Annotated in this window: 14 protein-coding genes; 10 read left to right on the forward strand and 4 right to left on the reverse strand. The window is 56.5% G+C overall.

Annotated features, from left to right (window positions below; translation table 11 throughout):
• Position 1 precedes the first annotated feature (1 nt).
• Positions 2-982, reverse strand: coding sequence for a type IV pilus twitching motility protein PilT (locus O1724_RS19210; RefSeq protein ID WP_126296856.1), 981 nt, complete (start codon positions 980-982; stop codon positions 2-4).
• Between the two features lie 17 nt (positions 983-999).
• Between O1724_RS19210 and O1724_RS19215 the strand changes: the two genes are divergently transcribed.
• From O1724_RS19215 to O1724_RS19240, 6 genes are read left to right on the forward strand one after another with little or no spacing between them, the layout of a single operon-like run.
• A complete protein-coding gene (locus O1724_RS19215; protein WP_032610102.1) occupies positions 1,000-1,701 on the forward strand; it encodes a YggS family pyridoxal phosphate-dependent enzyme in 702 nt (233 codons plus the stop codon).
• A 21-nt stretch (positions 1,702-1,722) separates the two neighbouring features.
• Positions 1,723-2,289: a YggT family protein gene (locus O1724_RS19220; RefSeq protein WP_003860024.1), complete on the forward strand. Its 567-nt coding sequence runs from the start codon at positions 1,723-1,725 to the stop codon at positions 2,287-2,289.
• A complete protein-coding gene (yggU, locus tag O1724_RS19225; protein ID WP_003860023.1) occupies positions 2,286-2,582 on the forward strand; it encodes a DUF167 family protein YggU in 297 nt (98 codons plus the stop codon). The genes O1724_RS19220 and yggU overlap by 4 nt, the downstream gene beginning before the upstream one ends.
• Before the next feature lie 3 nt (positions 2,583-2,585).
• Positions 2,586-3,179, forward strand: coding sequence for an XTP/dITP diphosphatase (locus O1724_RS19230; protein ID WP_022651831.1), 594 nt, complete (start codon positions 2,586-2,588; stop codon positions 3,177-3,179).
• On the forward strand, positions 3,172-4,320 hold the full coding sequence (hemW, locus tag O1724_RS19235; RefSeq protein ID WP_045332868.1) for a radical SAM family heme chaperone HemW: 1,149 nt from the start codon (positions 3,172-3,174) through the stop codon (positions 4,318-4,320). The genes O1724_RS19230 and hemW overlap by 8 nt, the downstream gene beginning before the upstream one ends.
• 56 nt (positions 4,321-4,376) lie before the next feature.
• Positions 4,377-4,739: an endonuclease domain-containing protein gene (locus tag O1724_RS19240; protein WP_023295414.1), complete on the forward strand. Its 363-nt coding sequence runs from the start codon at positions 4,377-4,379 to the stop codon at positions 4,737-4,739.
• Positions 4,740-4,805: 66 nt separating this feature from the next.
• On the opposite strand, the gene O1724_RS19245 is transcribed toward O1724_RS19240, so the two are convergent.
• The 3 genes from O1724_RS19245 to trmB are packed head-to-tail and all read right to left on the reverse strand — an operon-like array spanning position 4,806 to position 6,625.
• A complete protein-coding gene (locus O1724_RS19245) occupies positions 4,806-5,522 on the reverse strand; it encodes a YggN family protein (protein WP_003862419.1) in 717 nt (238 codons plus the stop codon).
• A 57-nt stretch (positions 5,523-5,579) separates the two neighbouring features.
• Positions 5,580-5,906 (reverse strand): YggL family protein, encoded by a 327-nt coding sequence (locus O1724_RS19250; RefSeq protein ID WP_003862421.1) that lies wholly within the window; start codon positions 5,904-5,906, stop codon positions 5,580-5,582.
• Entirely contained in the window at positions 5,906-6,625 is a 720-nt protein-coding gene (gene trmB, locus O1724_RS19255; protein WP_015571843.1) for a tRNA (guanosine(46)-N7)-methyltransferase TrmB, read from the reverse strand. Before trmB ends, O1724_RS19250 begins: the two co-directional genes overlap by 1 nt.
• A 144-nt stretch (positions 6,626-6,769) precedes the next feature.
• On the opposite strand from trmB, the gene mutY reads away from it, so the two are divergent.
• From mutY to O1724_RS19275, 4 genes are all read left to right on the forward strand, one after another.
• On the forward strand, positions 6,770-7,822 hold the full coding sequence (gene mutY, locus O1724_RS19260; RefSeq protein WP_176691007.1) for an A/G-specific adenine glycosylase: 1,053 nt from the start codon (positions 6,770-6,772) through the stop codon (positions 7,820-7,822).
• Between the two features lie 26 nt (positions 7,823-7,848).
• A complete protein-coding gene (locus tag O1724_RS19265; RefSeq protein ID WP_003862425.1) occupies positions 7,849-8,121 on the forward strand; it encodes an oxidative damage protection protein in 273 nt (90 codons plus the stop codon).
• 124 nt (positions 8,122-8,245) lie between these two features.
• Positions 8,246-9,322 (forward strand): membrane-bound lytic murein transglycosylase MltC, encoded by a 1,077-nt coding sequence (gene mltC, locus O1724_RS19270; protein ID WP_003862427.1) that lies wholly within the window; start codon positions 8,246-8,248, stop codon positions 9,320-9,322.
• A 292-nt stretch (positions 9,323-9,614) separates the two neighbouring features.
• On the forward strand, positions 9,615-10,871 hold the full coding sequence (locus O1724_RS19275; RefSeq protein ID WP_003862429.1) for a nucleoside permease: 1,257 nt from the start codon (positions 9,615-9,617) through the stop codon (positions 10,869-10,871).
• Positions 10,872-10,910 lie beyond the last annotated feature (39 nt).

A 10,910-nucleotide genomic window follows, 5' to 3' on the forward strand; every position in this document is an offset into this window, starting at 1 on the left:
TCTACAGCCGCCCCTGCGCCCGTCGCTCCGCCAGACTCTGCTCAAAGTTCTGCATTCCCGCCTGCTGCCCCGTTTGAATAATGCCCGGCAGTTGCCAGGTTTTGCCTTCGCGGATCAGGTTTGCCGCCGCCGAGGTATTCACCAGTAGCTCATACAGCGCCACGCGCCCGCCCTGGACATCCTGACGCAGCTTCTGCGCCAGAACCGCACGCAGGCTTCCCGCCAGCTGATTACGCACCGGATCTTTCTCCTGCGCCGGAAAGGTATCGACCAGGCGCTCGATCGCCTGCGCCGCACCGCGCGTGTGCAGCGTGGCCAACACCAGATGGCCGGTTTCCGCCGCCGTCAGCGCCAGGCGTATCGTCTCGCTGTCGCGCAGCTCACCAAGCAGAATCACATCCGGATCTTCACGCAGCGCGCTGCGCAGGGCCTCGGCAAAGGACGGGCTGTGCAGGCCTATCTCCCGCTGCTGGATCAGGCAACGTTCACTCTGGTACATAAACTCCACCGGATCTTCCAGGGTCAGAATATGCCCGTCCGTCTGGTGATTGAGGAAATCGACCATCGCGGCCAGGGTGGTCGATTTCCCACTGCCGGTGGCGCCGGTGACCAGAATCAGGCCATTGTCATTGGACAAAAGCTCCGGGATCGCTCGCGGCACACCTAACGCAGAGAGCTGCGGGCACGTCAGCGGCATCAGGCGCAGCGCGATCGAAACGCCGTGCATATGCTTAAACGCACTGCCGCGCAGGCGCTGACGGTCTGCGAGGGTAACGGCAAAATCCACCTGCCCATTTGCCCACCATGCGCCCTGCTGTTCATCGTTGAGCCACGATTTTAATAACGCCTCCACATCCGGGGGCGGAAACGGCGCAGGTTCAAGACGGCCTGACCTGCGCCAGCGCGGTGGTGAATCACTGCACAGGTGTAGATCGGAGACGTTATGCTTTACACTAAGGGCCACAATTTCTTCCACATCCATAGACAACTCCTCGGAAAATGAACGACATTGCGCATAACCTGGCACAGGTCCGGGACAAAATCTCAGCCGCGGCAACGCGTTGCGGCCGTGCTCCAGAAGAAATTACATTGCTTGCAGTCAGCAAAACCAAGCCTGCGAGCGCCATCGCAGAAGCGATAGCCGCCGGTCATCGTGCCTTTGGTGAAAACTATGTGCAGGAAGGCGTAGATAAGATTCTCGCTTTCCGGGAACGGGGAAATGCAGACCTGCAATGGCACTTTATCGGTCCGCTACAGTCGAACAAAAGCCGTCTGGTAGCAGAGCACTTCGACTGGTGTCACACCATCGATCGTCTGCGTATCGCTACCCGTTTGAGCGACCAGCGCCCTATTGAGATGCCAGCGCTTAACGTGCTAATTCAAATCAACATCAGCGATGAAAACAGCAAGTCCGGCATTACGCTGAGCGAACTGGATGCGCTGGCGGCGGACGTGGCGGCGCTGCCGCGCTTAACCCTGCGCGGGCTGATGGCTATCCCGGCGCCAGAGTCAAGTTATGAAAGGCAGTTTGCCGTAGCACAGCAAATGGCTGTAGCATTTGAGGCGCTTAAAGCGCGCTATGACACGGTAGACACGCTTTCTCTGGGCATGTCGGATGATATGGAAGCCGCCATCGCGGCAGGCAGCACCATGGTGCGCATCGGCACGGCAATTTTCGGTGCGCGCGATTACCCCCAATAATAAGGAAACCTGAGGAACGCCATGAAGACGTTGACTTTCCTGCTTTCAACGGTCATTGAACTGTATACGATGGCGCTGCTGTTGCGCGTCTGGATGCAGTGGGCCCGTTGTGATTTTTACAATCCATTCTCACAATTTATCGTGAAAATCACGCAGCCCATTGTGGGGCCGCTTCGCCGCATCATTCCGGCAATGGGGCCGATTGACAGTTCATCTCTGCTGATGGCGTTTATTCTGAGCGTTATCAAAGCGATCGTGCTGTTTATGGTCATCACTTTCCAGCCGATTATCTGGATTTCAGCCGTTCTGATCCTGGTTAAAACCGTCGGCTCGCTGATCTTCTGGGTCCTGCTGGTGATGGCGATCATGAGCTGGGTAAGCCGGGGCCGTAGCCCGGTGGAGTACGCGTTGATTCAGCTGACGGAACCGTTGCTGCGTCCAATTCGTAGCCTGCTGCCTGCGATGGGCGGAATCGACTTCTCGCCGATGCTTCTCGTTCTGCTGCTGTACGTGCTGAATATGGGTATCGCGGAACTGTTACAGGCGACGGGTAATATGCTGCTGCCGGGGCTGTGGATGGCGTTATGAGTGCAGTTAGCCCCTGCGCCGACGGGCTGGTTTTACGGCTGTACATTCAGCCGAAAGCCAGCCGCGACAGTATTGTTGGGCTGCATGGCGACGAGCTAAAAGTCGCCATCACGGCCCCGCCGGTTGACGGCCAGGCGAATGCGCATCTGACCAAATATCTGGCTAAACAGTTTCGCGTCGCTAAAAGCCAGGTCATCATTGAGAAAGGTGAACTTGGCCGGCATAAACAGGTAAAAATCCTTAACCCGCAATCTATCCCGACGGAAGTCGCGGCTCTGACAGAACAGGACTAAACCATGCAGAAAGTTGTTCTCGCCACCGGTAACGCCGGTAAAGTGCGCGAGCTGGCCTCGCTATTAAATGATTTTGGGCTGGACGTGGTGGCTCAGACCGAACTGGGCGTGGACTCCGCCGAAGAGACCGGCCTGACGTTTATCGAAAACGCCATTCTGAAAGCGCGCCATGCGGCGCAGGTAACCGGCCTGCCCGCGATTGCCGATGATTCCGGTCTGGCCGTGGATTTTCTGGGCGGTGCGCCGGGGATTTACTCCGCCCGCTATTCCGGGCCGGACGCCACCGACCAGCAGAACCTGGAAAAGCTGCTTGTGGCCCTGAAAGACGTTCCTGACGAACAGCGTACCGCGCAGTTCCACTGCGTGCTGGTCTACATGCGTCACGCGGAAGATCCCACGCCGATTGTCTGCCACGGCAGCTGGCCGGGCGTGATCACCCGTGAAGCGGCGGGCAACGGCGGCTTTGGTTACGACCCGATTTTCTTTGTCCCGACCGAGGGCAAAACCGCTGCGGAACTCACCCGCGAAGAGAAAAGCGCGATCTCCCACCGTGGACGCGCCCTGAAACTGTTACTGGAAGCACTGCGTAATGGCTAATTTGCCGCCTCTGAGTCTTTATATTCACATCCCATGGTGCGTGCAGAAATGTCCGTACTGTGATTTCAACTCGCACGCGCTGAAGGGTGAAGTGCCGCACGATGATTACGTCGCGCATCTGCTGGCCGATCTGGATGCCGATGTACCGTACGCACAGGGACGTGAAGTGAAGACCATTTTTATTGGTGGCGGTACGCCGAGCCTGCTTTCAGGCCCGGCGATGCAGACGCTGCTGGACGGTGTGCGCGCACGCCTGAACCTGGCAGCGGATGCTGAAATTACGATGGAAGCCAACCCCGGCACCGTTGAGGCCGACCGTTTTGTCGAGTACCAGCGTGCGGGCGTGAACCGTATCTCTATCGGCGTGCAGAGCTTTAGCGAGCCAAAGCTGAAGCGTCTGGGGCGCATTCACGGCCCGGAAGAGGCAAAGCGCGCGGCAAACCTGGCAACGGGGCTTGGGCTGCGCAGCTTTAACCTCGACCTGATGCACGGCCTGCCGGATCAGTCGCTCGAAGAAGCGCTGGACGATTTGCGTCAGGCGATTGAACTGAACCCGCCGCATCTGTCGTGGTATCAGTTGACCATTGAACCGAACACCCTGTTTGGTTCGCGCCCGCCGGTGCTGCCGGACGACGACGCGCTGTGGGATATCTTCGAGCAGGGCCACCAGCTTTTGACCGCGGCGGGATATCAGCAATACGAAACGTCGGCGTATGCGAAGCCGGGCTATCAGTGTCAGCACAATCTGAACTACTGGCGTTTTGGCGACTATCTCGGAATTGGCTGCGGTGCGCACGGCAAGGTGACCTTCCCGGACGGACGCATTCTGCGTACCGCCAAAACGCGTCATCCACGCGGGTATATGGAAGGCCGCTACCTGGAGCGTCAGCACGACGTCGAGGCGGTGGATAAGCCGTTTGAGTTCTTTATGAACCGCTTCCGTCTGCTGGAAGCCGCTCCGCGCGCGGAATTTACGCGTTATACCGGGCTGCCGGAGTCAGTGATTCGCCCGCAGATTGACGAGGCGCTGGCGCAGGGGTACCTGACCGAGTGTGATGTGTCCTGGCAGATCACCGAGCACGGCAAGCTGTTCCTGAACTCCCTTCTTGAGTTGTTCCTCGCTGAAAATCCTGAAGGCTGATTCAGGATTTTACATCCCGTTCTGCTGGCTGAGGGAAAGGCTGGCAGAGTGTGGGGATGGAAATTACTCGTTCTTATGCAAAACAGCTCAGACGCGAGCTGACACAGGAAGAAAGGCGGCTTTGGTATTTACTGCGCAGCCGCCGTTTCGAAAATTATAAATTTCGCCGACAGCACCCGGTAGGTCACTACATTCTGGATTTCGCCTGTTGCGCGGCTCGGCTGGCCGTTGAGCTAGATGGCGGACAACATGATGAAAAGCTGGAATACGATCGACAAAGGACATTGTGGTTAAACCATAAGGGCTGGCACGTTATTCGATTCTGGAACAACGAACTCTGGAATAACGAAGAGGCGGTGTTAGAAAGGATCCTTGAAACGCTGCAAGCGCTGCAACCCTCACCCCGGCCCTCTCCCTGAAAGGGAGAGGGGGCAAACATTCCCTCGCCCCTTTGGGGAGAGGGTTAGGGTGAGGGGCTAAGTGAATTACTTCAGCGTCCCCACCAGCGCCTTCCGGCTGTCTTCCAGCGACACCACGCGCTTACACACGTCTTTGCCGAACTGCTGGAAATCGGCTTCCTGATTCTTCCACTCGTTCTGAATCGAGGTTTGCAGTCCGCCCAGACTACCCAGTACACCCTGCAAAGGATTACCGCCACCCTTCAGCACCGCTTTGGCGCCCATCTCGTTGATGCTGTCCTGGAGAATGCCGCCCATCGCCTGGTTCACCAGCTGCTGACCGTCGGCACGCACCTGATCGATCGCCTTATAGTGGAACGTCAGGCCATCAGAGCGCGTCTCGATAATACGGTTCATCTGCTCTTTCAGCTGTTTATCCAGCTTCGTCAGGCGGGTGCGCATATTGCTGCTCTCCCCCACCTCTTTGGTGATGATTTTATCCAGCGCCACGCGGCTCTTTTCAACGCGGGTCAGCGCGCCATCGTTGATCCAGGGCAGCGCGGTACGCAACTCGGCCTGGTAGTCCATCGCCTGCTCGCGCTGGGCGGCCGTCAGGTTTTGCGGTTTGCCGTTAAAGGTCACGTTGCCATCCGGCGTAATCACCAGATTGCCATTCTCGCCCTTAACCTGCACGGTTTGCGGACTCAGCACCACGTCATCACGCGGGGTGACGCTACATTTATACTCCGCATGGGCGGTGGATCCGATTGCCAGTAAAGCAACAGCCAGCAACGTTTTGCGCATCTTAAACACTCCCTCAGACAAAATGGGCCAGCTAATGCTGGCCCCGTTCTTGCTTTATTAGTCCCACCAAACGTCGAAAAGTTCGCTAACGCGGACATCTTCCAGTTTGTGGTCTTCAAGCCATTTGCGTACCAGCGCCTGATGCTCTTCGGTGCATTTCCCCACTTCCTGGGTGCAAATCAGACCTTCCCACGCCAGATAGCCGCTACCGTCGAAGGCCAGCTTGTTTGGCTCGATCACCTCGTTGATGAACGCATCAACGTCCTGATCGATCTGCTCAACGCTGGTGCCTTCCGGGAAACGCCAGGCAACGGAGAAACCCACTTCCTGGAATTCTTCGATGTGCATCTTTTTACGCAGACGACGGCTACGATTCTTTGCCATTATTTCACCCTCTCGAACATTAAGTCCCATACGCCGTGACCAAGACGATGGCCACGCTGTTCAAATTTTGTCACCGGACGTGAATCCGGACGCGGTACGTAGTCGTTGCTTTCAGACTGATTTTTATACCCGTCCAGGGACGACATCACTTCCAGCATATGTTCCGCATAAGGTTCCCAGTCGGTTGCCATGTGGAAAACGCCGCCCAGCTTGAGCTTACTTTTCACCAGCTCGGCAAACGGTGCCTGAACGATACGGCGTTTATTATGACGCGCTTTGTGCCATGGGTCAGGGAAAAAGAGCTGAACCATGTTCAAAGAATTGTCAGGAATCATTTTGTGCAGCACTTCCACCGCGTCGTGACACATCACGCGCAGGTTCTCAACGCCCTCTTCGTGGGCCGTTGCCAGGCACGCGCCGACGCCCGGCGAATGTACTTCAATACCGAGGAAGTTCTGCTCCGGGCGCGCTTTCGCCATAGTGACCAGCGAGGTGCCCATACCAAAGCCGATCTCCAGGGTCACTGGCGCGTCGCGGCCAAACAGGTCGGTGAAGTCGAGCGGTTGCTCGCTGAACTCAACGCCCATCACCGGCCAGTAGTTGTCCAGCGCGTGTTGCTGCCCTTTTGTCAGGCGCCCCTGACGGCGGACAAAGCTGCGAATACGGCGCAGCGGGCGACCGTTTTCATCAAATTCCGGTGAAATGACGTCGTTTTTCATAAAAGAGTTGTCTGCTTGTGAGAATGTTCGGGAAACGGGCATTATCCAAAGTTAAGGCTTCTATGCAAGCATGGGAAAGATCCGGTTTACAGCAGATTGACGCTGTGCTGCAATCTGCGTCCCTGATTAAGCGAATCGATGACCATGCAAGCCTCTCAATTTTCAGCCCTGGTGCTGGACTGGTACGACAAATACGGGCGTAAAACCCTGCCCTGGCAAATTGAAAAAACGCCGTACAAAGTATGGCTCTCCGAGGTGATGTTGCAACAAACGCAGGTCGCGACGGTCATTCCTTACTTCGAGCGTTTTATGGCGCGCTTCCCGACAGTCACCGATCTGGCGAACGCCCCGTTGGACGAGGTGCTGCACCTGTGGACCGGGCTTGGCTATTACGCCCGCGCGCGCAACCTGCACAAGGCCGCACAGCAGGTCGCGACGCGCCACAACGGTAAATTCCCGGAAACCTTCGACGAGGTGGCGGATTTGCCCGGCGTCGGGCGTTCGACCGCAGGCGCAATCCTCTCCCTCTCTTTAGGCAAACATTTCCCTATTCTCGACGGCAACGTCAAGCGCGTGCTCGCACGCTGCTACGCCGTAGATGGCTGGCCGGGTAAGAAAGAGGTTGAGAAACGCCTGTGGGAGATCAGTGAAGCGGTCACTCCGGCGAAAGGGGTGGAGCGTTTTAACCAGGCGATGATGGATCTGGGCGCGATGGTCTGTACCCGTTCAAAACCGAAGTGCGAACTCTGCCCGGTAAACAACCTCTGCGTGGCCTATGCGAACCACACCTGGGCGCAGTATCCGGGGAAAAAACCGAAGCAGACGCTGCCTGAACGCACCGGGTACATGCTGCTGATGCAGCATGGCGACGAGGTGTTTCTCGCTCAGCGTCCGCCGAGTGGCCTGTGGGGTGGTCTATACTGCTTCCCACAGTTTGAGGATGAAGCCTCGCTTCGGGCATGGCTTGAACAGCGCGGCATTGCGGCCGAAACCCTGACGCAACTCAACGCGTTCCGTCATACCTTCAGCCATTTCCATCTGGACATTGTGCCGATGTGGCTTCCCGTGTCCTCATTCACGTCGTGCATGGATGAAGGCACCGCTCTCTGGTATAACTTAGCGCAACCGCCATCAGTCGGGCTGGCGGCTCCCGTGGAGCGCCTGTTACAGCAATTACGTGTCGGTGCAATGGTTTAGCATCGGCAAGACAAAGAGGAATGAGTATGGCCAGAACCATTTTTTGTACTTTCCTACAGCGCGACGCTGAAGGCCAGGATTTCCAGCTCTACCCGGGCGACCTGGGTAAGCGCATTTACAACGAGATCTCCAAAGAAGCCTGGGGACAGTGGCAGAAAAAACAGACCATGCTGATCAACGAGAAAAAGCTCAGCATGATGAACCCGGAACACCGCAAACTGCTGGAACAGGAGATGGTGAACTTCCTGTTCGAGGGTAAAGACGTCCACATCGAAGGCTATACGCCACCGGAAAAATAATAACGCGCAGCTGCTGCCCGGCGGCGCTGCGCTTGCACGGGCCTACGGTTTTGTAGGTCGGGTAAGCGCAGCGCCACCCGGCAACAGCAACCCCAAAGCAAACACAACACGCACTCCCGGAATGATGAAAAAACTTTTAGCGCTAGCCCTTGTTGCGCCGTTGCTTGTGTCTTGTTCTTCCAAAAAAGGCGATGAATACAACGAAGCCTGGGTCAAGGACACCAACGGTTTTGACATTTTGATGGGGCAGTTTGCCCACAACATCGAGAACATATGGGGATTTAACGAAGTTCTTATTGCCGGACCGAAGGACTACGTTAAGTATACCGACGCCTATCAGACCCGTAGCCACATCAACTTTGATGACGGTACGATTACGGTTGAAACCATCGCGGGGACTGAACCTGCGGCGCATTTACGTCAGGCCATCATTAAAACCCTGCTGATGGGCGACGATCCGGGGTCTATCGACCTCTACTCTGATGCCGATGACATCACCATCTCCAAAGAGCCGTTCCTGTATGGCCAGGTCGTTGACCAGACCGGTCAGCCGATCCGCTGGGAAGGCCGCGCCACGAAATTTGCCGACTATCTGCTGCAAACGCGCCTGAAAAGCCGTACCAACGGCCTGAAAGTGATCTACAGCGTCACCATCAACCTGGTGCCGAACCACCTCGACAAGCGTGCGCATAAGTATCTGGGCATGGTGCGTCAGGCGTCGCGTAAGTATGGCGTGGATGAGTCGCTTATCCTGGCGATTATGCAGACCGAGTCCTCGTTCAACCCCTACGCGGTAAGCCGTTCCGACGCGCTGGGGCTGATGCAGGTTGTGCAGCACAGCGCCGGTAAAGACGTGTTCCGCGCGCAGGGGAAATCCGGCACGCCGAGCCGCAGCTACCTGTTTGACCCGCAGAGCAACATTGATACCGGCACGGCCTATCTGGCGATGCTGAACAATGTCTATCTCGGCGGGATTGATAACCCAACTTCACGTCGCTATGCGGTGATCACCGCCTACAACGGCGGGGCGGGCAGCGTGCTGCGCGTCTTCTCGAATGACAAAGTGCAGGCCGCGAACATCATCAACAGCATGGCGCCGGGGGATGTGTACGCTACCCTCACCACCCGCCACCCGTCTGCGGAATCCCGCCGCTATCTGTATAAGGTGAATACGGCGCAGAAGAACTATCGTCGCCGCTAAAAACCAACACCACCCCTCACCCTGCCCTCTTCCCTTTGGGGAGAGGGTGTTCAAGTTCCCTCTCCCCTTTGGGGAGAGGGTTAGGGTGAGGGGGCATCAGGCCGCACTCACTCCACCCCACCCATACGAAAATGCTATTTGCATCACAATCCAGACTGCAAATTAATGTGGATTGCATTTTTTTGCGGGAGGTAACAAAACATAACGTTGCCAACTGATAGAATTGCATCAAATAACAACCCTGAATGTTCCTATAACAACATATCTCCCGCTCACTTGTGAGGAAAGTAACATGAACCTTAAGCTGCAGCTTAAAATCTTGTCGTTTCTGCAGTTCTGCCTGTGGGGTAGCTGGCTGACTACACTCGGCTCCTATATGTTTGTGACGCTCAAGTTCGATGGTGCGTCGATCGGTGCCGTTTACAGCTCGCTGGGCATTGCGGCTGTTTTCATGCCAACGCTGCTCGGTATCGTGGCGGATAAATGGTTAAGTGCGAAATGGCTATACATGCTTTGCCATCTGGTGGGTGCGGGGACGCTGTTTATGGCGGCCGAAGTGACCACGCCGGGGGCGATGTTTATGGTGATCCTGCTTAACTCGCTGGCGTATATGCCAACGCTTGGCCTGATCAACACCATCTCCTACTACCGCCTGAAATCTGCCGGACTGGATATCGTCACCGACTTCCCGCCTATCCGTATCTGGGGCACCATCGGCTTTATCATGGCGATGTGGGGCGTGAGCTTCGCGGGCTTCGAGCTGAGCCATATGCAGCTGTATATTGGTGCCGCGCTCTCCGTGCTGCTGGCGCTGTTCACCCTGACGCTGCCCACCATTCCGGTGTCTAACCAGCAGAAAAACCAGAGCTGGAGCACCATGCTTGGCCTGGACGCTTTCGCACTGTTCAAAAACAAGCGCATGGCGATCTTCTTTATCTTCTCCATGCTGCTGGGCGCGGAACTGCAAATCACCAACATGTTCGGTAATACCTTCCTGCACAGCTTCGATAACGATCCGCTGTTTGCCGGGAGCTTTATCGTCGAACACGCGTCGGTGATGATGTCCATCTCGCAGATCTCCGAGACGCTGTTCATCCTGACCATCCCGTTCTTCCTGAGCCGCTACGGCATCAAGAACGTCATGCTGATCAGTATCGCCGCCTGGATGTTGCGCTTCGGTCTGTTCGCCTATGGCGACCCAAGCGCGTTCGGCACCGTGCTGCTGGTTCTGTCGATGATTGTTTACGGCTGTGCCTTCGACTTCTTCAACATCTCCGGCTCGGTGTTTGTGGAAAAAGAGGTGAAGCCTGAAATCCGCGCCAGTGCGCAGGGCATGTTCCTGATGATGACCAACGGCTTCGGTTGTATTCTGGGCGGCGTGGTAAGCGGTAAAGTGGTTGAGATGTACACCACCAACGGCATTACAGACTGGCAGCCGGTGTGGCTGATCTTCGCCGGGTACTCGCTGGTGCTGTTCTTCGCGTTCATCGCGCTGTTCAAGTACAAGCATGTTCGCGTGCCGAATGGTGCGCAGCCGATCGCGCATTGATTGTTGTGCCCGGTGGCGCTGCGCTTACCGGGCCTACAA

The sequence above is a fragment of the Enterobacter cloacae complex sp. HYC074_NIDB genome, assembly GCF_056673345.1.

Excerpts from the sequence above, each read along its gene's own strand:
- O1724_RS19210 (WP_126296856.1), bottom strand. The coding sequence starts at position 982 with ATGGATGTGGAAGAAATTGTGGCCCTTAGTGTAAAGCATAACGTCTCC.
- O1724_RS19215 (WP_032610102.1), top strand. The coding sequence starts at position 1,000 with ATGAACGACATTGCGCATAACCTGGCACAGGTCCGGGACAAAATCTCA.
- O1724_RS19220 (WP_003860024.1), top strand. The coding sequence starts at position 1,723 with ATGAAGACGTTGACTTTCCTGCTTTCAACGGTCATTGAACTGTATACG.
- yggU (WP_003860023.1), top strand. The coding sequence starts at position 2,286 with ATGAGTGCAGTTAGCCCCTGCGCCGACGGGCTGGTTTTACGGCTGTAC.
- O1724_RS19230 (WP_022651831.1), top strand. The coding sequence starts at position 2,586 with ATGCAGAAAGTTGTTCTCGCCACCGGTAACGCCGGTAAAGTGCGCGAG.
- hemW (WP_045332868.1), top strand. The coding sequence starts at position 3,172 with ATGGCTAATTTGCCGCCTCTGAGTCTTTATATTCACATCCCATGGTGC.
- O1724_RS19240 (WP_023295414.1), top strand. The coding sequence starts at position 4,377 with ATGGAAATTACTCGTTCTTATGCAAAACAGCTCAGACGCGAGCTGACA.
- O1724_RS19245 (WP_003862419.1), bottom strand. The coding sequence starts at position 5,522 with ATGCGCAAAACGTTGCTGGCTGTTGCTTTACTGGCAATCGGATCCACC.
- O1724_RS19250 (WP_003862421.1), bottom strand. The coding sequence starts at position 5,906 with ATGGCAAAGAATCGTAGCCGTCGTCTGCGTAAAAAGATGCACATCGAA.
- trmB (WP_015571843.1), bottom strand. The coding sequence starts at position 6,625 with ATGAAAAACGACGTCATTTCACCGGAATTTGATGAAAACGGTCGCCCG.
- mutY (WP_176691007.1), top strand. The coding sequence starts at position 6,770 with ATGCAAGCCTCTCAATTTTCAGCCCTGGTGCTGGACTGGTACGACAAA.
- O1724_RS19265 (WP_003862425.1), top strand. The coding sequence starts at position 7,849 with ATGGCCAGAACCATTTTTTGTACTTTCCTACAGCGCGACGCTGAAGGC.
- mltC (WP_003862427.1), top strand. The coding sequence starts at position 8,246 with ATGAAAAAACTTTTAGCGCTAGCCCTTGTTGCGCCGTTGCTTGTGTCT.
- O1724_RS19275 (WP_003862429.1), top strand. The coding sequence starts at position 9,615 with ATGAACCTTAAGCTGCAGCTTAAAATCTTGTCGTTTCTGCAGTTCTGC.